Genomic DNA, 26,520 nt, shown 5'->3' on the forward strand with positions numbered 1-26,520 from the left:
TTTCATAACCGTTCCTCTTACGACAAAACCCATACCATTATAACAAAATCCACTAACGGCGATCGCAGTTTATGGATTAGTTGAAAAGGGCGATCGCGTTTAGTTTTCTTTAACTGAAACAGATTTGATAATTTTAGAGAGAAATATTTTGACGATTAACATCAGTAATGGGTAACTCTACATCTTCATAAATTGCGGAGAGATTGATTGTTAAATTTAGACTTTCAAAGCAAACCTTTACTTCATTATAACTACGATAAAACCATCGTCCGAGTTCATCCCGTAGAAAAATTTCGACTCGCTGATGTTGGCTATTCACTAAAACATATTCCTGTAAACTGTTTAAAGTTTGATAATCATTAAACTTATCACCGCGATCAAAGGATTCTGTACTCTCTGATAACACTTCAATAATTAATTTTGGAAATCGTTTATAAGTAGAGGTTTCTCGGTCTTGAGGATCACAAGTCACCAAAATATCGGGATAATAAAAACAGTTTCGTTTTTCCAGTCGGGCTTTAATATCGGCAAAATAAACACGACAATCGGTTCCTCGTAAATGGTTACGGATGATACTGGCAAGGTTCAGAGCAATTGTGTTATGACTGTCTGTTGTGCCGGTCATTGCATAAGCTTCTCCGTTAATATATTCGTGTTTAATCAGACTTTTTTCTTCATTTTTGAGATAGTTTTCAGGGGTTAGATAGTTGTAGTCTGGTAAAGCAATCATGGTTATCATTCTATTTTTTGCATCAAGAGGGGAAATCTTGGTTTTTATTTTAACTTGAAAAAAGCGATCGCGGTTTATTAAGTTAAGGAGTGATCGCCCTTTTTATTCCTCTATAAAATACTCACTTAAAATTGAATTAATATCGCCAGCTGTAATATCTTCTTTTTCAGCTTTACTATAAATAGTTAGTAGTAAAATACTGGTCTCTGACTCAAGTAAATAGATTAATCTGTAGCTAGCATTTTTGCCTTTTTGAATATTACTATTTTTAACCCTGAGCTTATAAACGTAAATCTCAGAACCAAATCCCGCCAGGCGATCGCCTAAAATAATTCCTTGCTCCAATTGTTGAATAATCGGCTCAACATCTCGTTGAATATTACGATATTTTTTAGATAACCGATACAATTCCTTTTCAAATTCATCAGCAAATCTAACAGAAAATATGTCGCCCCTCAGATTCTCTCCCATAGCTCCGAAACGGGTCTTGTTTTTCCTTCTGTGTAATCCTGTAAAGCCCTTCTCAAACTAGCCTTAACGTCTTCTACAGACGTATCATCAGGATCAAACTCAACTTCATCTGATTCCGTCGAATCATCACTTTCTCGTTCCGCTAAATGAGCCAAAAAATCAGCCGCAATTAATAGCTGATCGTCTGATAACTGTTCAACATAATCTTGAATTTGACTGCGAAGCTCTACCACACTCATCACAAACTACCTCTACCGACAAAATCCACACTATTATAGCAAAGTCAACTAACTGCGATCGCGGTTTATTAAGTTAAGGAGCGATCGCCGCTTGAAATTCCTTCAAAAAAAGCTTGAGCGGCAACCTAGACCCAATCTCGGCTTTTACAACCAGAGGGAACCAGACTACCGCCCGTCTTTGCAATGATCAAGAAAAAACAAACCTCTCAGTCCTTCAATAGTTTCAAGATTTGTTTACGACTTCAATGGAATAGGTAAATACGACCCTTTCTGAAATTATAACTTCGGCAAAATTTGAGAGATTTTAGGGATTAAATGGGAAGCTTGCAGCATAGGAGTACTGGTAACAGAATCGCTGGCTAAGGTGAAGAGAGGATTCGCTAAAACACCCGCTAAAGTAGTTGCAATTAAGGTCAGAACTAAACCTACCTGAAGCGGACGCATTCCCGATAAATGCCACTGAATTTTAGGATAATTTTTAACCACATTGGACATTTCATGGGGTTCTTTGACCACCATCATTTTCACCACCCGAATGTAGTAATAGATGGAAACCACACTGGTTAACAAACCTAATAAAACTAAACCATACAGTCCGGCTTGCCAACCTGCCCAAAATAGATAGATTTTGCCGAAGAATCCTGCTAGGGGCGGAATTCCCCCCAAAGATAATAGACAAATACTTAAGGCCAAGGTCAGCAACGGATCTTTGGAGTAGAGTCCGGCATAATCGCTAATTTGATCGGTTCCTGTACGGAGCGAAAAGAGAATAATACAAGTAAAAGCTCCCAGGTTCATGAACAGGTAAATTAGCAGGTAAAAGACCATACTGGCATACCCTTCATCGGTTCCTGCCGTTAAACCAATCATCACAAAACCGGCTTGGCCAATGGAGGAATAGGCTAACATACGTTTCATGCTGGTTTGAGCCAAAGCCACCACGTTACCGAGAATCATACTCAAAACGGCTAGGGCGGTAAAAATCACTTTCCATTCATCGGTGATCACCCCAAAGGCAGTGACTAATAGGCGAATGGCGATCGCAAATCCAGCCGCTTTGGAACCGACCGACAGAAACGCCACCACCGGCGTGGGTGAACCTTCATAGACATCAGGAGTCCATTGGTGAAAGGGAACCGCCGAAATCTTAAAAGCAATCCCCGCAATCACAAATACCAGGGCAATGGCTAATCCTAGAGATTGACCCCCATTTACCGCATCCGTCAATTGGGCCGCGATCGCCTCTAATTGGGTTTCTCCTCCCGACAGACCATAGAGCAGGGAAAGACCGTAAAGAAAAATGGCGGAACTGGAAGCCCCGATTAACAGATACTTTAAAGCCGCTTCATTGGAACGAGGATCACGCTTCATGTAACCCGTCATCAGATAAGACGAAATACTCAGCATTTCCAAGGAAACAAAAATCATCACCAATTCGTTGGCGGCACTGAGAAACATTCCACCCAGCGTCGCCGTGAGCATAATGGCGATAAATTCAGCCAAAGAAGTTCCCGTCTGTTCCACATAACGCACCGACATTAAGATAGTGACCACCGCCGAAAGTGCAATGATCGCCCGAAAAACAATACTGAGATTATCCCCATTAAAGGCTCCCAGAAAACCGATCGGGTCTGCACTATCCCAAGCAAAATAGAGCGCGACAGTAGCTGCCAATAGTCCGGCGATCGCTGCATAGGGCAACCAACGGGCCGAACTACGTCCAGCTATCAAATCTCCAACTAAAATAAAGATTAAGGTAACGGTAACAATGCCTTCTGGCAGAATTGTCCCCGCATTCAGTTGAGTCGCAATACTACTAGAGAAATCCATAGGTACAATCAAAAAAATGCCTAAACAATAGCTTAGGCCATTTCTGGAATGATCGCTTGTCTCTAGCGATCGCAGTCAGCACTCACGGTTAGTCGGCAACGCGACGAGAATTGTAGGAATTATAGGAACGATAAGCGGGATTGCTGTTATAGCCATAGCGAGAATACCCACTCCCATTACCGTTCATGCTCAAAGGCGATTGCAGAGTTAAGGTGAGATCCTGACTCGGATCAATGGTCATAACCTCTCTCGTGCCACCTCCCACAATACCCGCAGTCGGTAAACCCCAACCCGCTAAGGCTCCTGTGGCCGCACCGGCTAACACCTCTAGGGCATTAATATGGCGATCGCCGGTTGTTCCTGCAATCAAGGTGGCTGTACCTGCACCTGCCAGGGTTCCCATAATAATATCCGCCGCACTTGCCCCTTCATTTTCCGTTTGGAAATCCACTAACATCCGAGAAGTTGCGTTAATGGGTATGGATCTGCCATTGGGCAAAACAATTTGTTGGGCAAGATATTGCACGCCCTGATCCGTCGCTTGCAGTTGACCACTAATTTCACTACCGGCTGGAACTAAAATTGTGCCATCAGCTTGACGAATATTAGCGGCCACATTGAGATTAAGAGAGAGACTTTCACCCTTAGCAATGGTAATTGTCTCAGCATCATCGTAGCTAACCGGAATGGCAGTGCCAGAGGGAATTATTATCCCTGTTTGGGAATATTGACGAGGGGAATTATTGTAGTTAGGGGGATAGGGCTGAGTTGAGCTATTGTAGGTATTACTCGACTTGCCAGAAAATAACGGTTTTGCAGAAACAGTCGTGACAGAACTTAAGACGGTTGCTCCAATCATCAAAACGGCAACTAGGGATTGGGCAGATTGTTTATGGTTAAAGCACAACATAGATTTTCCTCTCTTTTTTTCGGTTCAGTAGTAGATGACCTCCACCGATATCTTTAGCTTAGAGAGTGACTTCAGGGATGTCAGTCCCCAAAAAAGAGGAATTTTGTAAGGCTTTTTACCTATTGGTCAGCGATAAGGTGGAAAAAAGTAGAAAGTCAGCAACAAAGCATTAGCGCAATTCTCCACCCCAGGAAAAAAGAGCGGTAAGGGTGCAAACCAGTAGAGCGATTCTCTAAATCGTTGTCAGTTAAGCTATCAGGAACTTAGCTGAACCAGAGATTCAGAACATGACTCTTTCCTTACAACAAACCCTCTAAACGCCGACGGAGACGCTCTAATTCAGCCGCAGAAAACTCTCCTTCCTCTTCTGATTGTCCTGGCACAGGTTCTTGCATAACACCATCGGGATCCCAATCTGCATCAGCAATATTTTTTTCAGGAGGAATAGCCAACATTCCATCACTGACCATTTCGTACTCGTATCCTGCCTCGCGACAGAAAATTTCAATTTCTTCCGAGTCCATTGGTTCTACTGTAGGGGTGGGGAAATCCTGGGCCTCGAGTAACAGCGCGAAACGGGTGGCATCGTCCTCAGACTCAAACATCAGAATTTTGTTTTTTCCGCCCATTTGAATGGTATGAATTCCCTCATTGTCAGTGCGGGCATTAAACAACAAGACATAAACGCGCATAGGTCAAAGAAGTACTAGGAACTTAGCATTTTGATCAGAATCGTTTTGATGGTCATGATTGGGATGGGACGCTATCTCGATTTATCAATGAATCAAGACATCTCTGGGGGAGTGCGTCCTCCTCACTAATTGCGAGCTAACCATTTTTGTCCATTGAGACGCTGTAGGGTGTAGTTCACCATTAGATCCAGAGTCACTTTACGCTCATCAATCATAAAGGATTCAAGAGTACTGGGTTTGTTGCCCCCCGTTGACCAAGAAAAGGCTTTCTGTCCGTTAATCGTTTCGTCTAGAAAATAAATCTGAAACTGACGTTTTCCGGCTTGCCAAGTACCTGTAACTTGCCAATAGGCTTGGCTTGGGTCGGCTCCTATCATGGGAATGGCTTGTTTTTGAAATTGTAATTCTAGATCGGTTAAACCGGCTTGATCAAGGGCAGATTTAAGACGAGGGGTGAAATGCTGCTCCATGAACTCAGTAAAGGGTTTATCTTCTAAGGCGGGTTCTTTCGGCTTTTTGGCGGCGGGCTTCTCGCCATCTGCGGCAACTGCTTTAGGCACTTTTGGGGGTTTGGTCTCTTCTGCCATAGGAATAAATCAGCGATCGCTGAGAAATAGGACGATTCGGAAGATGGATTTCTAAAAATATAGCAATTATAGGCTGTTTGTTTAGCTTTCTGACGGCTTAAGTCCTGAATCCTCTTTAGAGGAATGGGAGCTAGGATGGGAAAGTTGATTACTAACCCGCCGTAATACACCATTCAGAAAACGATAGCCTGCATCATCGGAATACCGTTTAGCCAATTCTACCGCTTCGTTAATGGCCACTTTTTGCGGAATTTCTAAATATAAAATTTCAGCGAGAGCCAATCGCAAAATATCCTGGTCAATTTTCGGTAAACGATTCAGTTTCCAATCCACCATCGCTTCCTCTAATTGTTGATCAATCTCTTGACGGCGACGATGAACGGTACCAACAAGTTCAAGAGTATGTTGTCTAACCTCGTATTGACTGGCCAATTGGAGAATTTCAGGCAGTTCTACGGCGATCGCCACCCGATTAATCGCGGTCTGGGTAAGCACAATTGACTCCTGTAGCATGGCTTTCGCACTCTCTAGGGAAGTCGCACGAGTTTCGCTACTCAAAAGACGTTCATTACTGCGATTAACCTCTGCGGATGCCGTTTCTAAAATATCCTGAACTTCCCCCGTTAAAGTTCGGATTGCGGCCAATAGCAGAGAATTAATATCCTCCTGTTCTAATTTAGCTGTCCCATTCTTAATCTGACTCAAACTTAATAACGCTAACTCACGGGCAATACGACGGGGTTGTTGACGCGGTGGCATAGGAATTTACCCAAAAAATAGCAACGGAACAATGGAACAGGTTGGAAGATGAATTTTCTAGCTTAAACTAGGGCTTTGGTAAGCTAGGGGCAACCGAGCTATTATTGACAATCCCGCCAGAAATAATAATCCGAAAAGCGTCTTCAATCGACAAATCCAGATTAATGACCTCTTCTTCTGCGAAAATGGCATACCAACCAGAGGTTGGATTCGGGGTAGTGGGAATAAAAACACTCAATACAGATTGAGATAATTGAGCTTGAATCGGCTCACTGACTCCACCTGTCACAAAACCAATACTCCAAACCCCCTGTCGCGGATATTCCACCATCACCACCCGCCGAAAGCGATTTTTGGAATCTTTAAATAGGGTTTCTAAAATTTGTTGTAAGGTCTTGTAAACCGTTCCTGCTAAGGGGATAGACTGAAGAATGCGCTCTCCGGTATCTAACAGCCAACGGCCAATGAAATTGCGGGCCATCAAGCCAATTAACAAAATACCAAGAAAAGGAACGGTTAAACCGACGAGCAAATTCAGTAAATTAGTCAGGTTCGGATCAAGACCCACAAAGGGATTTAGTTGTTTGGGAATCTGGGTTAATAAACTAATGGCCCAATTAGCGATCGCAATGGATAGCCAAATAGTTGTGGCCAAAGGAATAACCACCAACAGTCCCGCGATCAGATCATTTTTAACTGCCTGTTTTAATCGGTAGAAAAGAGAACGGGAATCCGACATGATGAAGAGTAAGTAACAGACTAAAACGGAAGGATTAAGAGAACTGAATTCAGAGAATTTGGATTGCCAGCCCTGGTATTTTCCTAGCGTCGAGGAGTAGATGCATTGGTACTCATAACACCACGCAATCCCAATGCCCCTACCGTAGCATAACCAATGGCCAGCATCAGACTATTAAGACCCGTACGAAGTCCTTGTTTCAGGGCTTGAGAAGTCGCTTCACCTTCTGCTTTACGCTGTCTGTCTTGCAGTTGGGTCTCCAATTGCTTTTTGATAACATCAATACGCTTTTTATAGGCGGCAGGATCTTTAGATAGATCTCGTAATCCCTGAAGTTGATTTTTTTCAGCTTGCAGTGCTTCTAGTTGTTGGGGAGAAAGGGGATTTCCTTGGAACTGACCGCTTTGAATAACCTGATTGCGTTGAGCAATTTGTTGATCTAAAACGGCTGGATTTTGAGAGAGACTATTAACCTGTTTAAGAAATTGTTGAATCTGCTCTTTCCCTTGCCCAGCCCCTTTTTCGATTTGAGTTAGAGCCGTTGTCTTCGCCTGATTAAGATTGTTCAAGTGAACGGGAACGAGGAGCAAGAACATAAGTCCTAAAAAAGCGGACAGGATAAACACCGGTAGTCTTAAGTCAAAACCAGAGGATTTAGCCTTACTGGCACTGGTGGTTGAATCAATCCAATAGCCAATGAGAATAAGACCCACCCCGACCAAGGGAACGACTCCTCGATCTACTAGGTTAGATACAAAGCCCAGTTGCCACTGTTGATCACTCCAATTAAAGGGAATGGCTAGGGTCAGATAATCCAGTAGAGAGGAGAGAATAAAAATGACACCAAAGAGTTTAAGACACAGAGAGGTAAAGGCTGAACTATTCATTGTTTATCGATCTTGAGAATTCTAAATAGAAAGTTGGTATCTGTAAATGGTCTTTTAAGCGCGTATAACTAAACGTTCTTAAATGAGGTTGCAGGTCAATTACTCACTATAAGCTACGCAGGAATCAATTTTACCGCCGAAGTCTCACTTCCGTTAGGCTGGTAGTGTTCTGAGTCTATGATTAAGTAATCTCCTGATAGATTAACTGACTACGATTGAGAAAATCATCAGAAAATCAATCCACAGGTTGGCAACGTCACCAAATATAGTTGGTTAAATGTATTAACATAGATCCGCATGGCCCCTAATTTCCGTTTTAGTCACGAGCTGACAAGGCCTGAAAGTTTGACCTTACGTTATAATTACGGTAAAAAGTCATGGTTATGAATACAAAAAATTTAGGCGATCGCGTCAATCTCATTAAAGGTAAACGAGAATTTTTACTCAAGCTCTCGGAACAACCCAATTTAGGCATTCTAAAATTGGACGTTAGCCAAGCCTTAAGCGAATTGGATGATCTGATTGAAGATTTTGCCCAAACCTTTCCAGAGTTAGATTAAGGAAATGATGACTGGCGAGAAAATTCGGAATCTGGTAATTGCTCTGATTGCCATTGTTTTAAGCACGGCCATTTATTTTGGTTTTCAGACTCAAGGAGCCGCAACTTCTCTAGAGGCTCAGGTTAAACAGGCAATGCCCATTGAGGTCGCGCTGGCCAATGGGAAACCGACCTTAACGGAGTTCTATGCCAATTGGTGTGGTAGCTGTCAAGCTATGGCCAAGGATTTGGCTCTGATTAAGCAAAAATATGCTCAGTCTGTGAATTTTGTCATGCTCAATGTCGATAACAATAAATGGCTACCAGAAGTCCTCAAGTATCGTGTTGATGGCATTCCCCATTTTGTTTTTTTTGATGCCACGGGAACAGCGATCGCTCAAGCCATCGGTGAACAACCTTTGCCGATTCTGGAAGCCAATCTACTGGCCTTGGTACAAAATACCGATTTACCCTACGCCAATCGAACAGGGCAGACCTCGTTGTTTGAACCTAAGGTGACGGCGACTGAAAACAGTGACCCTCGTCGTCACGGGGTTAATTAACATAAATGGGGGTCGAGTTGGCAAGGCAATTGGTAAACTGGCCCCCGACTTTCCCCATTCCCCTCAGACCTTGATTAACTGAAAGATACGAAAGATCACAGCAGATCAAATGTGTGAGGTTAGACTATGCTGAATTTCAAAACCCGTTTAGAACTTGTCTTTCTGGGGTTAGGGATAACTGTTTTAGGTTTACAGATACAAGAGGCGATCGCCTATCCCGTCAATTCCTATAATCGTCCCCAACCAGCAGATGTGATTATCAACAGCGATCCCCAAGCCTATCCCCTCCCCTCTCAACCTGGTCAGGTTAACTATCCCCCGCAAACTAGTTCCATCGATCCACGCTTTACTTGCCAGAACAATAGTGGTCAATATACGGTGATGTATCGTCCCTTAAGCCAACCTGGCAGGGCCTATCCCTGGGCAGTACCTCGTAATTTAGGGGATGGTTGGACGGCCCAACGACGTTGTCAGGAAATTAGTCAGCGTTTAGAAAGTTACCGTCCTGATGGGTTAGCCGAATTACAAACAGGTTACGAAAATGGCTATCAAACCATTTGTGCTACCACAGAAGCGGTTCCTGGCTGTCGGATTGTGCTTACTGTTCCACCGGGCCAAGATGCCGAAGTGATCCGCGATCGCGTTTTTCAATCTTTAACCGTGGCGGATAGTGGCCAGATGACTCAGGGGGTTAATGCTTTTACGGGAGGCAATTCAGGTCAAAACTTTTTCAATCAATTGGGGCAACTATTTAATTTCGGTCAGTCGAAAACGAATCCTAAAGCGATCGCCACCAATCCCAGTCAGGGAATTAATTTACGGCCTTTCCTAGATACAGCAGACGGAGGAACTGGCCAGCAATTGAGTCGATTACCGAGCAAAAAATCTTCTCAACGTTTAAATTCTGGTCAGTTTCGTTAATATTCGTTAATTATTTCCTGACAGACCGAGACTTTCAAAACGTTTTTACAAGAGAATCATTCGTCATTAGGAATGAAAATCTATTAAATTAAGTTGTGCATTTGATGTTCTAAAGTAAAAGCTTCAGGTTTGTTTAACAACAAAATGCCTAGGTTATTTATTTTTTATCCCTTATCACTAGAGTTATTATCACTAGATTATTACCTGCTTATTCTCGCCTTGACTAAGGTCTTTATTCATTCTCAAAATTTCTAAAAAACGCCAATATTTCTTGAATTAGGATAAATTCATTCCTTTTGTAACCTAGAAGACAACGCAAAGGGATTGAAATTGATGCAATTAATGCAATCAGGAATATTGCATTGCCACTTGTCCAAAGGAGCATACACAATGAAGAATGATGCCAAAACCTGGGGAATAGTCCTGCTAATGAGCTTAATTGCTTGGGGATTATCACTTTCCCCCGTTGCTGCTGAACCGGATCTCCAAGAACAAATTGTCACGGCTCAAGTTGCGGCTGATACGTCTTTTATGATGTCTTGTTCCGGCTTAGTTCTTTTCATGACAGTGGGGTTAGCCTTTTTCTATGGCGGTTTTGTTTCCAAACGCAATGTCCTGAATACCCTAATGATGAGTTTTATTTCCTTAGGGATTGTGGCGATCGCTTGGCTCCTGTGGGGCTACAGTTTAGCCTTTGCACCTGGACTTCCCTTTATTGGCGGTGTGCAATGGCTTTTTTTACAAGGAGTTGGCTTGGAAACAACGGGCTATCTCACAGGAAGTTTACCCGATAATATTCTCTCCTATGCTCCGACCATTCCCCATCAAGCCTTTATGATCTATGAGGCGATGTTTGCAATTATTACCCCGGCGTTGATTTCGGGGGCGATCGTTGAGCGGACAAGTTTCAAGGCCTATTGTTTATTTTTATTGCTTTGGTTAACCTTCGTCTATTGTCCCCTGGCCCACATGGTCTGGGCTAAAGGTGGCTTTCTCAGCTTAATCGGAGGAACCTTAAAAGCACTGGATTTTGCAGGTGGAACAGTTGTCCATACTGCCTCTGGCGTTTCCGCATTAGTTGCTGCTTTAGTGATTGGCCCTCGTAAAAACTATCCTGATCGCGTTTCTCCGCCTCATAACGTGCCTTTTATTCTGCTTGGAGCCGGATTACTCTGGTATGGCTGGTTTGGCTTTAATGCTGGCAGTGCTTTAACGGCTGGCCCTCTCTGTACCTCTGCTTTTGTGGCAACTAATACTAGTGCGGCGGCGGCCATGTTAACCTGGTTGACCCTAGAACAAATTTTACGGGGCAAACCCACCACCGTCGGTGCCGCAACGGGCGTTGTTGTCGGATTGGTTGGCATTACGCCTGCATCTGGCTTTGTCACGCCTTTATCTGCGATCTTTATTGGTATTATTACCGCGATCGCCTGCTTTTTTGCTATTAGTTTGAAAGTTCAATTAGGAATTGATGATAGTCTAGACACTTTCCCTGTGCACGGTGTGGGTGGAGCCGTGGGAGCGATTTTAACTGGAGTATTTGCCACCCAGACGATCAATAGTGGTGGTATTGATGGCTTGTTATCGGGAAACCCCTTTCAATTACTCATTCAAATTGGAGCGGTTGTCATTACCTATCTTTTCGCTGGATTAATGACCTTTGTTATTCTCAAAATTGTTGATCTAACTCTCGGTTTACGCTTAAAGCCAGGCGCAGAGTTGCAAGGTATGGATATTAACGAACATGGCGAAGAAGGTTACGGCAGTGAATTTATCGGTCGTGAGACCTTGACTTCTTATGAATAGAAACTATATCTGTTCTAGTAAGATTAATAATGTTTCAACAGAAATATAGAAATTAGAAATATAGAAATGGAGGCTTAGAGGGATTATTAAAAGAGCCAGAATCACCAGTAAGACCCAAAAAAGTCTCCGTAGAAGAAGCGGCTCTCTTGCAAAATGAATTGCAGCTCTTTCCAGAACTCTAATGCTTTTCCCTAAAGCTGGTTTTGTCCCCAGTTCTATAATAGAAACAAACTTGTCTCACAAAATCCATGACTTCTGAACTGTCTGTCCTGACCTATCCCGAATCCTTACTCAAAAAGAATGAACGTTCCAATCTGATTCGTTTAGAGTCCATTTCTAAGGTCTATGGCACTGGGGAAACGACCGTTCATGCCCTCTCAAATGTTCACCTGGCGATCGCCCAAGGTTCCTACTGCGCCATTATGGGAGCTTCGGGGTCTGGGAAATCCACCATGATGAATATTATTGGTTGCCTAGATCGTCCTACCGCCGGACGGTACTATTTGGACAATATCGATGTTTCTGGATTGTCAGAGGATGAGTTAGCTAAAATCCGTAATCGCAAAATTGGTTTCGTCTTTCAACAGTTTTATCTGCTACCTCAGATGAGTGCCTTGGAAAACGTCATGTTACCGATGGTCTATGCGGGTGTTCCCCTCGAATCTCGGAAAATACGGGCCACAGAAGCTCTGGTTCGGGTGGGGTTAGAAAATCGGATGCAAAATAAACCGAATCAATTATCAGGCGGTCAGCAACAACGGGTCGCGATCGCCAGAGCCATTGTCAATCATCCCCTTTTAATCTTGGCCGATGAACCCACAGGGGCCTTGGACTCTAAAACTACGGAAGAAGTCCTCGGCATTTTTGAACAGTTACATAGTACCGGTATTACCATTGTTATTGTCACCCATGAAGCTGATGTGGCTAAACACACAGAGCGGGTCATTTGGTTCCAGGATGGCAAGATTAAATCCGATGGTGACTCCTTTTCGCCCGATCTCAATCTCCCCGATCTCAGTCCAATCCCGAATCAACTACCTTAAAAACGACTCAAGAGCATTATTGGATGAAGTTTATCGCAAATTTTTTAAATCCCCCTTGACAAAATCAGATAGTCACTTATACTTAAGTCAGGTGTGAGGAAAATTCAAGAGAAAGCACTTAGGGTCGAAACACGGCAAGACTCCTAGGTGTTTTTTCGATCCAAGGGGTACTTTGCGAGATAATTTAGGATATCTGCTTGAAATCAGGATTACTGGAGTCAGACTTAAGCGATGATGGAAAATAATTGGGAAAACTTTCTTCAAAATCTTGGAGAATGGCAAGGCTCTTTTACGCGAGTTTCCCTAGAAGGTGAGCTACTGGATTCCACACCGACATTGCTGACCTTAGAAAGCTTTGAGAATAATCAACTTGTGCGTTTTCGCCTCCAGCGTTTTGGGCCAGGTGGCTATAGTGAACCTCCCATTCAAGATCACGTACAAGAATATCGGTCTGTGGGTGGGCAAAATATCTTTTTTGAGACAGGAGCTTTTTCTAAAGGCTCATTGCAGTTTGCTCCTTTTTCGGAATTTGGGGCTGAATACGGGTTTGTGTCCGGCGATCGCCGTCTGCGTTTTGTTCAACTCTACGACAAGGAGGGAAACCTCAATAGCTTGACCCTGATTCGCGAATTTCGGCAGGGAACAGCGGCCAAGGAACGTCCTCCTTTAAGCGTCGATCAATTATTAGGAAAATGGCAAGGCATCGCCCACACGGTTTACCCAGGGTGGGAACCCTCAAAAACCTATACGACTCAATTAGAAGTTCAAAGTATAGGGAATGGACAATTACGACAACAGTTATCTTTTGGAGAACAAACCATTACTTCGATCGCTAATATTAAGGACAATCGCTTAGATTTTGAAAGCGGCGAAATTCCCAGACGTATTCTCCTACTCCCCGATGGCGCATCTAGCAATACCCCTTTACAACTTAAACTCCGACAACCGTTTTTTGTAGAATTAGGATGGTTAGTGGAAGAGAACGAACGCCAGCGATTGATTCGTAGCTACGATGAGAAGGGTGCTTGGGCCCATTCAACTTTTGTGATTGAAAAGAAAATATGACTATCTTATTTGATGCTTAAATATTTGTTGTTAGTGATTAACAGAAAGGCGATCGCTGCTTTTTAGCAAGGAATGACAAAGAACAATGTAGATTGAGCATAGGCGGAATATATTCTCTTTTTCTTGACACTTTTTCCCTTCTAATTGTTCTCAAAGACATCTATTTTAATACTGATCAAAAAATAGAAATGATGGCCGCAAACTTGCTTTCTTGAGGATTTTCGTCCTAGAGGTGATCATATTTAATTGACGAAATTTAATATTTTTTCTATAGCAAATCTTGGTAAACACTGCTAGATTATTTTTGGTAAAGAGTCAAGCAAACTCTAGTACCACTGCAATTTGTTTGTAAGAATCTGCCTATCGGCCATGACTCAAACCCCTTTTTGATGCTTCAGACACTAATGAATGTTCTAACCACGAATATATGAGTATGACCCAATTTCCTTGGCTAACCACCACTATTCTCTTTCCCATCGTCGCGGCCCTCTTCATTCCCATCATCCCAGATAAGGATGGTAAAACCGTTAGATGGTATTCCCTAATTGTCGGTTTAATCGATTTTGTTATTTTAGTTTATGGCTTTTATACGGGTTACGACCTGAATAATCCCAACTTACAGTTGGTGGAGAGCTATACCTGGCTACCCCAAATTGATTTGAAATGGTCAGTGGGAGCCGATGGTCTTTCGATGCCCTTGATCCTGCTCACAGGCTTTATCACCACCCTGGCCATTATGGCAGCTTGGCCTGTCACCCTTAAACCCAAGCTCTTTTATTTTTTGATGTTGGCCATGTATGGCGGGCAAATTGCGGTGTTTGCCGTGCAGGATATGTTGCTCTTTTTCCTAGTTTGGGAATTGGAGTTAGTCCCCGTTTATCTGATTCTTTCGATCTGGGGGGGGAAACGTCGGCTCTACGCAGCCACTAAGTTTATTCTCTACACGGCGGGGGGTTCCCTGTTTATTTTGCTGGGTGCTCTAACCATGGCCTTCTATGGCGATACCACGACCTTTGATATGTCGGCGATCGCGGCCAAACATTTCCCGTTGAATTTGCAGCTATTGCTCTATGCCGGTTTTCTCATTGCCTACGGGGTGAAATTACCGATTTTTCCGCTCCATACCTGGCTACCTGATGCTCACGGGGAAGCGACGGCTCCAGCCCACATGTTACTGGCGGGAATTTTGCTGAAAATGGGGGGATATGCCCTATTACGCATGAATTTACAGATGTTGCCCGATGCCCATGCTATTTTTGCCCCTGTGTTAGTGATTCTTGGGGTTGTCAATATTATCTATGCGGCCTTAACCTCCTTTGCCCAACGGAACCTGAAGCGTAAAATTGCCTATTCTTCCATTTCCCACATGGGCTTTGTGTTGATTGGGATGTCCTCTTTTACCGACTTAGGTTTGAGTGGAGCGATGTTACAGATGATTTCTCATGGTCTGATTGGAGCCAGTCTCTTTTTCATGGTCGGAGCCACCTACGATCGCACCCATACCTTGATGTTGGATGAGATGGGGGGTGTGGGCCAAAAGATGAAAAAAATGTTTGCTATGTGGACGGCCTGTTCCTTTGCTTCTTTGGCGTTACCTGGCATGAGTGGCTTTGTTGCTGAACTGATGGTCTTTGTGGGTTTTGCTACCAGTGATGCCTATAACCCGATTTTCCGTACCATTGTGGTGATTTTGATGGGGGTTGGGGTCATTCTCACACCGATCTATCTGCTCTCGATGCTGCGAGAAATTCTCTATGGCCCAGAGAACAAGGAGCTTACCAGTCATCATGCTCTGATTGATGCGGAACCCCGTGAGGTGTTTATTATTGCCTGTTTATTGGTTCCCATTATTGGCATTGGTTTCTATCCTAAGTTAGTCACTCAAATCTATGCTTCTAGCGCGGAACAGTTAACAGCAACATTACGGCGATCGGTTCCCAGTTTGGTGCAGAATGTGGCCCTTGCTCCGATTGAAACGGTGGCTTTACAGGCTCCTGAAATTGGTCGTTAAAACGAAGATAAGTTAGGGTGGATAATGACTTGTATAAATGACTTTTATAGTTGTTTTTATCCCCCTAAACAAAAAGGCATCCCTTTCAGATGCCCCTGATCGACTGGTCGATAGTCATTAAATTTACTTGAAGCCAACCGCAGCCTGCCAGACAAACGCTAATGCTAAAAAGAACAGTGGGATAATAGGCAGTACATCAACGAGTGGATCAAAGATTTGATAGGCTTCCGGCAATTTAGCCAGTAATAATGCGATCTCCATTGCTTGAGTTCCCTTTCTAACAGACAGATTATGATAAATCAATAGATTAAATCCTAGCACGAGTTGTCCGTGATCCCATGGCTCTGATTCGGTTGTTTAGGGGTTTTCTGGTGAATTTGGCCAAAGGAGTTTTAACGCCAGAATGGCAAACCCGATCGCCGCGATCGCCTTGAGAATTTTTGCCGGTAACAGTTGGGCAAGACTGCCTCCAGCGATGACTCCCAAAAAGCTGGCCAGGATCAAAGCCGTCACTGAACCGAAAAAAACGGCCTTTGGGGATTTAGCACTGCCCCCCAAAGCGATCGCCGCTAGTTGACTTTTATCCCCAATTTCAGCCAGAAAAACAGTAATAAAACTAAGACCTAATAGCTGCCAGTCCATACGAAATACATTCTCTTGATTTTGCTGAATCTCAAATAAACCCTTAAGTAAGTGGGCTTAATTAATTGTTAGATAGTAGAACAGGCTAGAAGCCTGTGGACGGGCAGGATGCCCATCCCACGTTTTATATTTAATTGTAACCAGCTACTTACTAATCCCTAAAGGGTAGTTAATAGGCAATTAACAAATACTCAATAGGTAATTAATAGGTAATTAATAGGTGATTACGTCACCGATCAATAGTCCTGTAATCAATAGCAGTAAGATCGCCACCGATAAATCTAATACCTGGGGAGACAACCGCCTTGCAATCCAATAACCAATTAATACGCCTAAAAGACTAGTAACGATTAATGCCGAAGCTGATCCTGCAAAGACAATCCAAGGCGACTGGGACTCTGCACTAATCAATAGGGTGCTGAGTTGAGTTTTGTCACCCATCTCTGCTAAAAAAATCGTGATAAAGGTCGAAGTAAAAACCGACCGAAAATAGGAAGGCTGCTTTTTTTGCACCTGAATAGCTTCTGAACTCGATTCTGAATTGGCTTGATCACCAGTCGCTACCATAAAATTGACACTAAAATCTTTTTAGGTTTTTTCATACTCTTCTCATTATTACGCAAAAATTCTGTCATCTCCTGGAATTTTTAATTTTTAGCTTGGACAGTTTAAGCCCCATTAACCGCGATCGCCTTCTCCATTTCGGCCATGAACCTATCCCATCACCTCTTGATTTTTACCCGTTATCCTGAAATTGGTAAAACGAAAACCCGTTTGATTCCCCTTTTAGGCGCAAAGGGAGCAGCCGATTTGCATCGTACCCTAACGGAACAGACCGTCAGTATGGTCAAACAGCAACAACAAACCGCCCCGATCAAAATCACAATTTATTTTTCTGGGGGAAATCAGGCTTTGATGCAGGCCTGGCTAGGGACAGACCTTGAATATTGTCCTCAAAGCCATGGAGATTTAGGACAAAAAATGCAGCAGGCTGTTTTAAGGTCTTTTTCTCAGGGGGCTAGTCGTGTGATTATAATTGGCACAGATTGTCCTGATCTGACGGGGGACATTCTAGAAACGGCCTTTCAATCTTTAGAAAATGTTGATATTGCGATCGGACCGGCTCAAGATGGAGGCTATTATCTCCTCGGTTTGCGCTATCCAATCCCTGAACTTTTTGATCATATTGATTGGGGAACCGAACGGGTTTTGACTCAAACCCAAACGCACATTGCCCAAAAACATTACAAAACTTATTATTTACCAGTTCTCAGAGACATTGATCGTCCTGAAGATTGGCTTATATGGATTAAAACCAAAGATTCTAACACTTTATTTTGAATTTAGGCTGCAAGCTATTCCTATCAGTTCATGCCAAATAGCGAAATACATTAAAAACTCTATAAATTATGACTAACTTTAATCAGAAACAACAACAGTTTTTATTACATTGTGTAAATCTCAAGTAATCTATCGCCTCTATCAATTAGAGTAATAGTATTGTTTCCAACCCAAGCTACATAGATTGTACTCCTAGAGACCCAGTCCTTCGGGTTCAGCAGGAGAGTAGATCATTATTTTTACTTCAAGCACACAAAGGTATTAAACGAAATAGCCATGAAAATCACCAATCTTTGCAAACTGACAGGAACAGGGCTTCTCAGCCTATCCTTACTCACCCCCATGCTTTTTGCTCAGGCCACCCCTCTGCGTCCTGAAATTACTCCCGCTGTCAAAAATGATGTTTCGCCACCCCTGCGCGATCTCATTTCTAAACCAGACTCTGGGACTCAGAGGGAAATTCCGCTACGATCCATTCCTTTGCCATCTTCCTCATCGACCGATGCACCCGATCAGGCTGTCCAGTCCTCAGCCTCCAGACCCTTAGCTGGTACAACACCTGGATTAAACTTTGCAGGCATCGGCAAGGGAGACTATGGCTACTCTGTCACTTCCGCACCGCCAGATACCAACGGAGCCGTGGGAGACACCCAGTATGTGCAGATCGTAAATACTGATTTTGCCGTTTTTAACAAGACTACCGGAGCAATTCAATTAGGCCCCAAAAAGATTAATACGGTTTGGTCTGGTTTTGGAGGGGGCTGTCAAACCAATAATGATGGAGATCCTACCGTCCTCTATGACAAGGTTGCTAAGCGGTGGATCATTTCCCAATTTTCTGTCAGTACAACTCCCTATCTCCAATGCGTTGCCGTTTCCACCACCTCTGATGCGACGGGAACCTACAATCGCTATGCCTTTAGTTATGGCAATGTAGCATTTCCCGATTATCCCAAGATGGGGGTTTGGCCTGATGCTTATTACATTACCTTTAACATTTTTAACAATGGTACAACCTATGCGGGGGCGAAAGCCTGTGCCTATGACCGGGCCAAAATGCTAGCAGGGCAAGCCGCTACTCAACAGTGTTTTGATCTGGGTACGTCCTATGGTAGTTTACTGCCCGCCGATTTAGATGGTAATACACCTCCCCCCAGTGGTTCTCCCAATTATCTGGTTAATTTTGGCACGAACAAACTAAACCTTTGGAAATTCAAAGTGGATTGGGTTAACACCGCTAATACCGCCCTAACAGGCCCCACTAGTCTTCCTGTTGCCGCTTTTACGGCTGCTTGTAACGGTGGAACCTGTATTCCTCAATCGGGAACGACTCAAAAACTAGATTCCCTAGCCGATCGCCTCATGTATCGATTGGCCTATCGCAATCGAAGTGGTACGGAATCCTTGATGGTAACTCACTCCGTCAAGGTGGGAACGAAACGCACTGCACCATCGGGAATTCGTTGGTATGAACTAAGGATTGCTGGTGGTACGCCTTCTGTTTTTCAACAAAGTACTTTTGCGCCAGATTCTACCTATCGTTGGATGGGAAGTATTGCCATGGATAAGCTCGGCAATATGGCAGTGGGGTATAGTGCCTCTAGTTCTGCTATTCATCCCGCTATTCGCTATACAGGTCGTCTCGTCAGCGATCCGCTCAATACCATGCAGGCGGAGAATAGTATTATTGAAGGTACAGGTTCTCAGACCTCTAACCTCAGCCGTTGGGGTGACTACAGTGCGATGTCAGTCGATCCGGTTGATGACTGCACCTTCTGGTACACTAATGAATACCAAAAGGCCAATGGCAGTTTTAACTGGAGTACCCGCATTGCCAGTTTCAAGTTCCCAAGCTGTAATTAATAAGCTGTTAATCATCTAAAACGCAGACGGGCAAGGGGCTTAAGCCCCTTGTTACAAGATTTTGAGCAAAATCATTATGCCAGTGATAGCTGACTTAAGTTTTGGCTAGTTTTCCTGTAATAATTAGGGCTTGCTGAAAGGGGAAATTAGACGAAGAAAATTGTTGGATAAGAATGTCAGAAATGGTTCCATGGGAGGAATTTGAAGGAGAATATGCTAAGAATTTCAAAGAAAACAAAGGAGCACCAGCGAACTCATTGAGAATGGCATTAGGGGTAAATCGTTAAAGAAATGTTAGAAATCAGTGGGATATTATCCGGCGTTGCTGAATCAAGGTATGAATCAGGCAGGAATTTGTGCAAAGTTGCTATTCATCTCTTGATTCAGCAACTCCAAAAAAACTTTATTCATTTAGAGGCAATTGTAACGGGTGCGACCTTTAGTTGATAAAAGCTGTTGTAATCAGGGTTCTACAGGGAACCCATATTGATCAAGTTTTGCCCAAAATTGACTCCATCGTTCCTTGGTCAATACCAAAGCTCGTAGGCTCAAAATAATTCCTGCTCCTTTTTCCTTCCATCGCATCCCTGAACAACATAATCGTTGTTTGACCAACGTCTTACAAGCTGCTTCCGTAACACCTGAACCAATCGGATACTTTTTCTCTATGTATTCAGCATAATCCATTTGATGCTGATGATTCTCGTAATAAGTAATCGCCGCTTGTAGTTTCTCGGTAAGATTCTTAGAATGACTTTTTTCTTCTTTGACTTCTTTCATCAGATTTAGCAGTTCTCCTGCTTTTCCTTTTTCATGCTTGAGTTCTCGACAATTTTCAGTCAACCATTCTTTTTGTTTTGACACTGTATTCGGATGCAACGCTTCTGCCAAGGCACCTAAGTAACCAGAGGCATGATAGAAATCTAATATCTGTTCTTCCGTTTGCTTTTCTAAAAACTTCCAATTTGATTCTGCCCCGTCTGCTATCCCGACCAATGTTGCCTCTGGATAACGGTTTTTCGCTCGCTCAATTTCTCTTTCTAATCTTTCTAGAAAACTCTTTTTTCCATACTCTGGTGCCGCACCTAGATAGATTGTATGTTGACGTTCGCCTTCACTATCGTATAGGGAAACGGTTCCCACCATTGCTTCACGGTAGCCATCCTCACACATCAGCATACAGGTTCCATCTAATCCTATTCCCACTGTTGCAATTTGGCTATCCTCCTTGGGCGGGGCATAACTCCACGCTTCTTCTTTTGCCTGTACCACACTTCCTACTGCTTCACTCAATCTTTGGATATAGGATAGCGCTACTTTTCTACCATGATTTTCTAATAAATCATTTTTCACCTCTTTGCCTGCCATCCCTGACATTTTTGAGGATACCTGTTTTGCCAATAATGGCGTTGATGTTATGATTATCCTTGCTTCTCTTTCTAAGGGGCAATACGTTTTTCCTCAAAGGTGAACGCTGATATACATGACGATTCACTATAACCTCACCATAAGGTGTTTGATATTCTTTCGGTTGCTCTCCCTTACTCTTCCAGATTTCTTCACCGATTTTTAAGGGTGAACCATCTGTATCTAAATATTTCAAGGCTTCTTTGCTGGCGATGCAACCTACTTCGTTTAAGCCTTTTTGAATATTTATTTCTGTATCCAACATTGAACGACTGAGTTCTAATGTTAGTTCTATTTTTATCTTTGAACCCTCTACATTAATTAGTTTTGCTGTCATCATTGTTTCCTCTTTGTCACTTTTCATCCCATGTTAACACTTTTCTTTTCCTTCATCAACTAAAGGTCACACCCATTGTAACAACTTGTTAAGGAGTTTTATCTATGACCCTATCTATTAACCCAAACCAAGCAGATATTTTTGAAAAGGTAAGAGATATTGTCGCAAACAAACTTTCCTTAGATGGAAGCAAGATTACTCCACAATCCAATTTTGCCAACGATTTAGCGATTATCTTGTTTGTCAAGGCCTTGATAGGATCGCTATCAAATAAAATTAGTCAAAACAAACAACTCATCCTCATACAACTCGTCAGAGAATGAGTTATGTTAACTCTTTCAACCAATATCAGAGAATTAGCACGCTTGCAGTTTTTCCTCCTTTGTCTCTATATTTTCAGGACATCGCCAAGGTTTTTGACTCTTGACTATAGCATGAAGAAATCCCAATAGCTTATGAGCGCAGGCAATTAAAGCTACTTTTTTGGCCTTACCTGCCTGGAGCAATTTTTGATAAAACGCCTTAATTACCGGATTGTGTTGTATTGCCACTAGGGCTGACATATACAGCACGGCACGCACCCTTGCTCGTCCACCGATAATACGTCGTTTTCCTCGCATTTGCCCACTGTCACAGTTCATGGGAGCAATTCCCACTAGACTCGACAGTTTCTTCAATGGTAGCTCTCCTAATTCTGGCAACATTGATAGCAAGGTCACGGCCGTTACTCTGCCCACTCCAGGTACACTGGTTAATAGCTCATACTGCTTTTTACTCTCTTCGTTGTCTTGCCGCAGTTGGTCTATCTGCTCATCCATTCCTTTTATCCTTTGTTTGAGCCATTGAATATTAGTCTCAATGTCAGCTTTCGCCGTGCTACTACGAACACTGTGCGCTCGTTTTTGTTCACTGTTTAGCATTTCCACTAACTGACTACGACGATTGACCAAATCGGATAAAGCTACTTGAGATTCTGATGCTAACGGTTTTGGGCTTGGTTGCAAGGCTTCTCCAAAATGGGCTAATACCTCGGCATCTATTTTGTCCGTTTTCGCTAGACGACCTGATGCCTTGGCAAAATCTCTGGCTCTTTTGGGATTAATCACTGCTACCTTGAATTCCTCTTTTTGCAGCTTGTGAGCCACTCCTCTTTCCATTCCTCCTGTTGATTCGATGATGATTAACTCAATTTTGTATTTTTTGAGTTGTTCGCTTAATTCCTGCCAGCCTGACTCTTGATTGGTTACTTGCAAAACCTTATTCGCTGGACGTAAAGCTATGTCCAACTTGGCTTTGCTGACGTCTATACCAACCCATTGGCTTGCTACTTGAGTTTCCATGCTTTTACCCCTTTACTTTGAGTTTTTATCTTCATTACTCGACCTTGTTCACTACGGGTTCGAGACCCTCTCGATTTTTCGAGTTTTTGAAGGATTGATGAGTGGCGACCTAGACTAAATCTCGGCTTTTATAACCAAGGGGGAATCGGTCTACCACTCTTCCTTTAAGATACAAGGGGTTGATTCTCTAGATGCCGTTGAATTAGTAATGGCTTTGGAAGAACAGTTTAATATTAAAGTCCCTGAAGAAGTTACGGAAAAAATGACAACTATTCAAGAGGCTGTGGATTACATCGACCGGCATTTCTGATTTTGAATATAAATCTTCTTTTATCCCATTTTTAAGGTCTAGAGTCTAGAGTTAAACTGACTTTTGAATGTGTGCGAATTTGTTATCCATATTTTGGTTCAGCAACGTCTTTTTGAAATGGCCCACAAAAACTGGGCTAATATTCTTGACTATGGAGTAAAATTTCTGGGCCAAGGCGGAGAATTTTTGCCTATCTCATGTGGCCAGTTTTGAGGCGATTACCGCATAAAAGGGATCAGACCCCATAATGCCTAAACGTTGCCAAAAGCTGGGGATATTAGTTGTTTTTACCACGACTTCCGGCGCACTAAAACCTGGTAATCCTTGAAAATAAGCTTTAACTAATTGGACATGGCTTAGATCTGTACCTTCACGCCAAATGGCGATCGCTTTTTGGTAGAACATACGATTGGAAAAACTGATAATCACAATGCCATCAGGTTTCAGAATGCGGTGGATTTCACTCAAAATGGCTTCTGGATATTCCACATACTGGATAGAAACCGCAATCAAGACCGCATCAAAGTCCTGATCAGGGAAGGGCAATTGGGGAGATTGATTCAGATCTTGGACAAAATAATGATTTAAGCGGGGATTTTTGGCTAATTCTTCTCGATTCAGTCCATGACCTTCTACCCAGGCAAATTCCTTTTCTTTTGGTAAATGGGATACCCAACTACTCATCAAATCGAGAATGCGGCTCTGGGATTTGAGGCGATCGCGGTAAAGATTCGTTAATTGATCAATAAAGGCAGGATCAACATGGGTGACAAAGCGAGGGAAGGAATAGAATTCTGTATCTTGATTACGATCCAATTTTTGACGATCTTCAGGGCGAAGCAGTAGCATTTCGGTAGTCGAGGTAAGGGTCTAGAATTTAATTTTTTTTGAATGATTAACTATCTTAAAATGACGCATTACTGACTAGAAGTAATTCCCCGTTCCTTCAATTGTCGAATAAAATATTCTTCTAAAGAAGCTCTGGCTAAATTAACACTAATGAGTTGAGCATCAAGAGTCGGTAAATGATCAATCAAGGCCTGGGGATCGCCATTTACTTGACCATGCCATAGCCCTTCTACTAAGGTTAAGCCGGTGATCCATTGCTTAAGTTGTTCGGCTTCTCCTCCTTTAATAATAACCTGGTAAACATCAGCCCGTCCCAAAATTTCCTCTAGGGAACCGACACATAGTAATTCGCCTCTGGCTAAAATGGCAATGCGATCGCAGATCTGTTCCACATCTGTCAGAATATGGGAATTAAAAAAGATGGTTTTGCCCTGTTCCTTAAGCGATAAAATAATCTCACGGACTTGATAGCGTCCCAGAGGATCTAAGCCTGACATCGGCTCATCTAAAAAGACTAATTCGGGATCATTAATTAATGCCTGGGCCATGCCCACCCGTTGTAACATTCCTTTAGAATATTGACGCAATTGTTTCTTTTTGGCTGTTTTTTGGTCTAAGCCCACTAGATCAAAAGTAGTCGCAATGCGTTTATTTAAAATGGGTTTAGAAATTTGGAATAACCCCCCGACAAAGGTTAAAAATTCCCAAGCCGTTAAAAAATCATAGAAATAGGCATTTTCGGGTAAATAGCCTACTCGTTGTTTGGTGGCGCGATCGCCGATGGGTTGGCCTAGTAGAACAGCCCGGCCATTGGTTGGTCGAATTACGCCTAATAAAATTTTTAAAAGTGTCGTTTTTCCAGCTCCATTGGGGCCAAGTAAGCCAAAGGTTTCTCCCTGCTGAACCGACAGAGAACAATTGGTTAAAGATTGAACTTTTTGATTCAACCAAAAACCCGTGCGATAAATTTTATTCAAATTCCAGGTTTCCACGACTGCCATTGTTTCTTTGCCCAAGGATGGAACGGCTAAATCAGACATTGTATTCATAGACAATCCATAAATTATTAATCCTTGCCAATTAAACAACCGGAAAAACCAGTTGATCCACTTCAATCATTTTCGGAAAATCTTTAAAGATCATGGTACAAGATTTGACAAATTTTTTTGCCCATTCCTGGGATAGCTCAATTTGAGCAATGCTGAGTTTATCCTTAATGGAGCCTTTATAGGTGACTTTAGCCGTAGAACGATTTACCTCAAACTGTTCAAACCATTCTAGCGAAGGTCTAGAAGCTTGAATATAGCGACTAGTCATGGTATTACCCAAATAACGATTACCCAGTTCACTGAAATGATTGAACATTAAGAGTAAATCTTCTACCGTGAGCGATAAAGTGGTTAAATCAATCACAGGAGAGGGAGTTTCTAGCTCGGCTTTCTGAGTTGGAGCAGGACTAACCGCGATCGCTACTTCTCCTACTTTTTTAAGACCGGCTTTTACTAAATTAAAACTAGTATCAAAACGAGTTTTATTATTATATTTAGCATTACTGAGAGCTGCTCTAGTTAGATCTGCACCATTAAAATAGGTTCCATTCAAATGAGCATCCTGAAGATTACTGCGCGTTAAAATAGCCCCAGTACAGAGTGCTTCATCTAGATTGGCCCCCTGTAAATTTGTTTTAATTAAATAGGTTTTAATCAGAGAAGCCCCTTTTGATGATTTAAAAAGATGGGAATAGCGACAATGGAGATTGCAAACCCTCTTTATTGTAATTGAAACTCGAAGCTTAGGGCACAATGTCTGGCTCTGAGCAGCAGGGGAGATGGCTCTAAATTGGTATCATTAAATATTTGAAATACTCATAAGCTCTCACTTCTGGGAATAAGTCTTTGTACAATTCACTGTAGTCATCCATGAAGTGTACTGTTGGTTTTACCTCTCTTGGCTTTGTCATATACACCGTCTTGCTTTTAGCCTTTTTTCTTCATTATAGCTCTCCTTCTCTGACAGAAGAGAAGTATCATTATTAACATAGGTTGGCAGTGATAAAATTTTTTGATTAAATGACGTGATTCTAAAAATATGCAAGAAAACAATAAACCTACGACAAAAACGCTAAGGGAATTCGGTTTTTTAGTTGGTGGCATTGGGGCTGGACTTTTTGGGGCTGTTTTACCTCTCATTAAAGGTCATGCTTTGCCCTGGCAGCCTTGGCTTATTGGTAGTATTTTAGCGGCTTTGGGACTTGTCCTTCCCCAGTCCTTAGCCCCAGTCTATCGTCTCTGGATGAAACTGGGTTTGATGCTGGGCTGGATCAACAGTCGTATTATTTTAAGTATTGTTTTCTTTGTCATTGTTACACCGATGGGCCTGCTCATGAAGTTGCTGAATCGGGATACGATGAACCGACAGTGGGAACTTCAACGTTCGACCTATCGTATTCCTAGCCGCGATCGCGCCATTACCCAAATGGAAAAACCCTATTAATTGACCCTGTACTGACTTGTTTGAGTGCGGCTCTCAACATTCCCGTATAAGAAGACAAGGAAAGGTGCTACAATGGAGAGTCTGTATCCTGACTTTTATAGTAAGTAACAGGAGGCATACGCACAAAAAATTACGGAGATTAAGGGA

The 26,520-nt window shown here is 42.7% G+C and carries 29 protein-coding genes and 1 pseudogene; 12 read left to right on the plus strand and 18 right to left on the minus strand.

All coding sequences use genetic code 11. The annotated features are described in order from the left end of the window. Positions 1-133: 133 nt before the first annotated feature. The 10 genes from KA717_07745 to KA717_07790 all read right to left on the minus strand — a co-directional run bounded on the left by KA717_07745 (position 134) and on the right by KA717_07790 (position 7,844). On the minus strand, positions 134-730 hold the full coding sequence (locus KA717_07745) for a Uma2 family endonuclease (protein ID UXE64585.1): 597 nt from the start codon (positions 728-730) through the stop codon (positions 134-136). A 102-nt stretch (positions 731-832) separates the two neighbouring features. After that, entirely contained in the window at positions 833-1,201 is a 369-nt protein-coding gene (locus KA717_07750; protein ID UXE62628.1) for a type II toxin-antitoxin system RelE/ParE family toxin, read from the minus strand. Continuing rightward, the gene (locus KA717_07755) at positions 1,186-1,440 is read right to left on the minus strand and encodes a hypothetical protein (protein UXE62629.1); all 255 of its coding nucleotides are present in this window, start codon (positions 1,438-1,440) and stop codon (positions 1,186-1,188) included. Before KA717_07755 ends, KA717_07750 begins: the two co-directional genes overlap by 16 nt. 276 nt (positions 1,441-1,716) lie before the next feature. Next, a complete protein-coding gene (locus tag KA717_07760) occupies positions 1,717-3,270 on the minus strand; it encodes an NAD(P)H-quinone oxidoreductase subunit N (GenBank protein UXE62630.1) in 1,554 nt (517 codons plus the stop codon). An 88-nt stretch (positions 3,271-3,358) separates the two neighbouring features. Then, a complete protein-coding gene (locus KA717_07765) occupies positions 3,359-4,180 on the minus strand; it encodes a hypothetical protein (GenBank protein UXE62631.1) in 822 nt (273 codons plus the stop codon). Between the two features lie 299 nt (positions 4,181-4,479). Beyond that, the gene (locus KA717_07770) at positions 4,480-4,872 is read right to left on the minus strand and encodes a DUF3110 domain-containing protein (protein ID UXE62632.1); all 393 of its coding nucleotides are present in this window, start codon (positions 4,870-4,872) and stop codon (positions 4,480-4,482) included. A 125-nt stretch (positions 4,873-4,997) separates the two neighbouring features. Further along, entirely contained in the window at positions 4,998-5,459 is a 462-nt protein-coding gene (locus KA717_07775) for a DUF2996 domain-containing protein (protein ID UXE62633.1), read from the minus strand. An 81-nt stretch (positions 5,460-5,540) separates the two neighbouring features. Further along, entirely contained in the window at positions 5,541-6,218 is a 678-nt protein-coding gene (gene nusB / locus KA717_07780; protein UXE62634.1) for a transcription antitermination factor NusB, read from the minus strand. Positions 6,219-6,285: 67 nt separating this feature from the next. After that, positions 6,286-6,957, minus strand: a complete 672-nt coding sequence (locus KA717_07785) for a DUF502 domain-containing protein (GenBank protein UXE62635.1) — start codon at positions 6,955-6,957, stop codon at positions 6,286-6,288. An 83-nt stretch (positions 6,958-7,040) separates the two neighbouring features. Next, entirely contained in the window at positions 7,041-7,844 is an 804-nt protein-coding gene (locus KA717_07790) for an HpsJ family protein (GenBank protein UXE62636.1), read from the minus strand. A gap of 383 nt (positions 7,845-8,227) precedes the next feature. Between KA717_07790 and KA717_07795 the strand changes: the two genes are divergently transcribed. From KA717_07795 to KA717_07825, 7 genes are all read left to right on the plus strand, one after another. Next, positions 8,228-8,404 carry a hypothetical protein gene (locus KA717_07795; GenBank protein ID UXE62637.1) on the plus strand — a complete coding sequence of 59 codons (177 nt, stop codon included), beginning with the start codon at positions 8,228-8,230 and terminating at the stop codon, positions 8,402-8,404. Between the two features lie 7 nt (positions 8,405-8,411). After that, positions 8,412-8,945, plus strand: coding sequence for a thioredoxin family protein (locus tag KA717_07800; protein UXE64586.1), 534 nt, complete (start codon positions 8,412-8,414; stop codon positions 8,943-8,945). 126 nt (positions 8,946-9,071) lie between these two features. Further along, positions 9,072-9,866 carry a COP23 domain-containing protein gene (locus tag KA717_07805; GenBank protein UXE62638.1) on the plus strand — a complete coding sequence of 265 codons (795 nt, stop codon included), beginning with the start codon at positions 9,072-9,074 and terminating at the stop codon, positions 9,864-9,866. 333 nt (positions 9,867-10,199) lie between these two features. Then, the gene (locus tag KA717_07810; protein UXE64587.1) at positions 10,200-11,672 is read left to right on the plus strand and encodes an ammonium transporter; all 1,473 of its coding nucleotides are present in this window, start codon (positions 10,200-10,202) and stop codon (positions 11,670-11,672) included. A gap of 314 nt (positions 11,673-11,986) precedes the next feature. Beyond that, positions 11,987-12,715: an ABC transporter ATP-binding protein gene (locus KA717_07815; GenBank protein UXE64588.1), complete on the plus strand. Its 729-nt coding sequence runs from the start codon at positions 11,987-11,989 to the stop codon at positions 12,713-12,715. A 231-nt stretch (positions 12,716-12,946) separates the two neighbouring features. Then, positions 12,947-13,780, plus strand: a complete 834-nt coding sequence (locus KA717_07820) for a DUF3598 family protein (GenBank protein ID UXE62639.1) — start codon at positions 12,947-12,949, stop codon at positions 13,778-13,780. Positions 13,781-14,213: 433 nt separating this feature from the next. Next, a complete protein-coding gene (locus tag KA717_07825) occupies positions 14,214-15,791 on the plus strand; it encodes an NAD(P)H-quinone oxidoreductase subunit 4 (protein UXE62640.1) in 1,578 nt (525 codons plus the stop codon). A 123-nt stretch (positions 15,792-15,914) separates the two neighbouring features. On the opposite strand, the gene KA717_07830 is transcribed toward KA717_07825, so the two are convergent. The 3 genes from KA717_07830 to KA717_07840 all read right to left on the minus strand — a co-directional run bounded on the left by KA717_07830 (position 15,915) and on the right by KA717_07840 (position 17,000). After that, entirely contained in the window at positions 15,915-16,052 is a 138-nt protein-coding gene (locus KA717_07830; GenBank protein ID UXE64589.1) for a photosystem II reaction center protein K, read from the minus strand. A 96-nt stretch (positions 16,053-16,148) separates the two neighbouring features. Continuing rightward, a complete protein-coding gene (locus KA717_07835; GenBank protein ID UXE62641.1) occupies positions 16,149-16,433 on the minus strand; it encodes a TMEM165/GDT1 family protein in 285 nt (94 codons plus the stop codon). 213 nt (positions 16,434-16,646) lie between these two features. Continuing rightward, positions 16,647-17,000, minus strand: a complete 354-nt coding sequence (locus KA717_07840; GenBank protein ID UXE62642.1) for a TMEM165/GDT1 family protein — start codon at positions 16,998-17,000, stop codon at positions 16,647-16,649. A gap of 141 nt (positions 17,001-17,141) precedes the next feature. Between KA717_07840 and KA717_07845 the strand changes: the two genes are divergently transcribed. After that, entirely contained in the window at positions 17,142-17,774 is a 633-nt protein-coding gene (locus KA717_07845; GenBank protein UXE62643.1) for a TIGR04282 family arsenosugar biosynthesis glycosyltransferase, read from the plus strand. 276 nt (positions 17,775-18,050) lie between these two features. Continuing rightward, positions 18,051-19,637 (plus strand): hypothetical protein, encoded by a 1,587-nt coding sequence (locus KA717_07850; protein UXE62644.1) that lies wholly within the window; start codon positions 18,051-18,053, stop codon positions 19,635-19,637. A gap of 462 nt (positions 19,638-20,099) precedes the next feature. Here KA717_07850 and KA717_07855 read toward each other — a convergent pair. Then, positions 20,100-21,381 (minus strand): annotated as a pseudogene (locus KA717_07855) (ISKra4 family transposase). Between the two features lie 104 nt (positions 21,382-21,485). Between KA717_07855 and KA717_07860 the strand changes: the two are divergent. Then, positions 21,486-21,704, plus strand: a complete 219-nt coding sequence (locus KA717_07860) for a hypothetical protein (GenBank protein UXE62645.1) — start codon at positions 21,486-21,488, stop codon at positions 21,702-21,704. Positions 21,705-21,737: 33 nt separating this feature from the next. Here the strand turns inward: KA717_07860 and KA717_07865 are convergent, their stop codons facing one another. Then, positions 21,738-22,721, minus strand: coding sequence for an IS110 family transposase (locus KA717_07865; protein ID UXE62646.1), 984 nt, complete (start codon positions 22,719-22,721; stop codon positions 21,738-21,740). Positions 22,722-22,839: 118 nt separating this feature from the next. Between KA717_07865 and KA717_07870 the strand changes: the two genes are divergently transcribed. After that, positions 22,840-23,031: a phosphopantetheine-binding protein gene (locus KA717_07870; GenBank protein UXE64590.1), complete on the plus strand. Its 192-nt coding sequence runs from the start codon at positions 22,840-22,842 to the stop codon at positions 23,029-23,031. A 195-nt stretch (positions 23,032-23,226) separates the two neighbouring features. Here the strand turns inward: KA717_07870 and KA717_07875 are convergent, their stop codons facing one another. The 3 genes from KA717_07875 to KA717_07885 form a co-directional block, all read right to left on the minus strand. After that, positions 23,227-23,880, minus strand: a complete 654-nt coding sequence (locus KA717_07875) for a class I SAM-dependent methyltransferase (GenBank protein ID UXE62647.1) — start codon at positions 23,878-23,880, stop codon at positions 23,227-23,229. Between the two features lie 68 nt (positions 23,881-23,948). Continuing rightward, positions 23,949-24,920, minus strand: a complete 972-nt coding sequence (locus KA717_07880) for an ABC transporter ATP-binding protein (protein ID UXE62648.1) — start codon at positions 24,918-24,920, stop codon at positions 23,949-23,951. Positions 24,921-24,960: 40 nt separating this feature from the next. Then, positions 24,961-25,683 (minus strand): pentapeptide repeat-containing protein, encoded by a 723-nt coding sequence (locus KA717_07885; GenBank protein UXE62649.1) that lies wholly within the window; start codon positions 25,681-25,683, stop codon positions 24,961-24,963. A 285-nt stretch (positions 25,684-25,968) separates the two neighbouring features. Between KA717_07885 and KA717_07890 the strand changes: the two genes are divergently transcribed. Beyond that, positions 25,969-26,373 (plus strand): SxtJ family membrane protein, encoded by a 405-nt coding sequence (locus tag KA717_07890; protein UXE62650.1) that lies wholly within the window; start codon positions 25,969-25,971, stop codon positions 26,371-26,373. The last annotated feature ends 147 nt before the right edge of the window (positions 26,374-26,520 follow it).

It is taken from the genome of Woronichinia naegeliana WA131 (assembly GCA_025370055.1).
GTDB classification, from domain to species: Bacteria; Cyanobacteriota; Cyanobacteriia; order Cyanobacteriales; family Microcystaceae; genus Woronichinia; species Woronichinia naegeliana.

Bases quoted from the DNA above. Each gene is read 5' to 3' on its own strand.
- KA717_07825 (UXE62640.1), top strand. From the start codon at position 14,214: ATGACCCAATTTCCTTGGCTAACCACCACTATTCTCTTTCCCATCGTC.
- KA717_07770 (UXE62632.1), bottom strand. From the start codon at position 4,872: ATGCGCGTTTATGTCTTGTTGTTTAATGCCCGCACTGACAATGAGGGA.
- KA717_07775 (UXE62633.1), bottom strand. From the start codon at position 5,459: ATGGCAGAAGAGACCAAACCCCCAAAAGTGCCTAAAGCAGTTGCCGCA.
- KA717_07790 (UXE62636.1), bottom strand. From the start codon at position 7,844: ATGAATAGTTCAGCCTTTACCTCTCTGTGTCTTAAACTCTTTGGTGTC.
- KA717_07820 (UXE62639.1), top strand. From the start codon at position 12,947: ATGATGGAAAATAATTGGGAAAACTTTCTTCAAAATCTTGGAGAATGG.
- KA717_07875 (UXE62647.1), bottom strand. From the start codon at position 23,880: ATGCTACTGCTTCGCCCTGAAGATCGTCAAAAATTGGATCGTAATCAA.
- KA717_07745 (UXE64585.1), bottom strand. From the start codon at position 730: ATGATTGCTTTACCAGACTACAACTATCTAACCCCTGAAAACTATCTC.
- KA717_07765 (UXE62631.1), bottom strand. From the start codon at position 4,180: ATGTTGTGCTTTAACCATAAACAATCTGCCCAATCCCTAGTTGCCGTT.
- KA717_07835 (UXE62641.1), bottom strand. From the start codon at position 16,433: ATGGACTGGCAGCTATTAGGTCTTAGTTTTATTACTGTTTTTCTGGCT.
- KA717_07805 (UXE62638.1), top strand. From the start codon at position 9,072: ATGCTGAATTTCAAAACCCGTTTAGAACTTGTCTTTCTGGGGTTAGGG.
- KA717_07800 (UXE64586.1), top strand. From the start codon at position 8,412: ATGACTGGCGAGAAAATTCGGAATCTGGTAATTGCTCTGATTGCCATT.
- KA717_07845 (UXE62643.1), top strand. From the start codon at position 17,142: ATGAACCTATCCCATCACCTCTTGATTTTTACCCGTTATCCTGAAATT.
- KA717_07750 (UXE62628.1), bottom strand. From the start codon at position 1,201: ATGGGAGAGAATCTGAGGGGCGACATATTTTCTGTTAGATTTGCTGAT.
- KA717_07795 (UXE62637.1), top strand. From the start codon at position 8,228: ATGAATACAAAAAATTTAGGCGATCGCGTCAATCTCATTAAAGGTAAA.
- KA717_07810 (UXE64587.1), top strand. From the start codon at position 10,200: ATGCAATTAATGCAATCAGGAATATTGCATTGCCACTTGTCCAAAGGA.
- KA717_07880 (UXE62648.1), bottom strand. From the start codon at position 24,920: ATGTCTGATTTAGCCGTTCCATCCTTGGGCAAAGAAACAATGGCAGTC.
- KA717_07755 (UXE62629.1), bottom strand. From the start codon at position 1,440: ATGAGTGTGGTAGAGCTTCGCAGTCAAATTCAAGATTATGTTGAACAG.
- KA717_07840 (UXE62642.1), bottom strand. From the start codon at position 17,000: ATGGTAGCGACTGGTGATCAAGCCAATTCAGAATCGAGTTCAGAAGCT.
- KA717_07890 (UXE62650.1), top strand. From the start codon at position 25,969: ATGCAAGAAAACAATAAACCTACGACAAAAACGCTAAGGGAATTCGGT.
- KA717_07830 (UXE64589.1), bottom strand. From the start codon at position 16,052: ATGGAGATCGCATTATTACTGGCTAAATTGCCGGAAGCCTATCAAATC.
- KA717_07860 (UXE62645.1), top strand. From the start codon at position 21,486: ATGACCCTATCTATTAACCCAAACCAAGCAGATATTTTTGAAAAGGTA.
- nusB (UXE62634.1), bottom strand. From the start codon at position 6,218: ATGCCACCGCGTCAACAACCCCGTCGTATTGCCCGTGAGTTAGCGTTA.
- KA717_07865 (UXE62646.1), bottom strand. From the start codon at position 22,721: ATGGAAACTCAAGTAGCAAGCCAATGGGTTGGTATAGACGTCAGCAAA.
- KA717_07785 (UXE62635.1), bottom strand. From the start codon at position 6,957: ATGTCGGATTCCCGTTCTCTTTTCTACCGATTAAAACAGGCAGTTAAA.
- KA717_07760 (UXE62630.1), bottom strand. From the start codon at position 3,270: ATGGATTTCTCTAGTAGTATTGCGACTCAACTGAATGCGGGGACAATT.
- KA717_07850 (UXE62644.1), top strand. From the start codon at position 18,051: ATGAAAATCACCAATCTTTGCAAACTGACAGGAACAGGGCTTCTCAGC.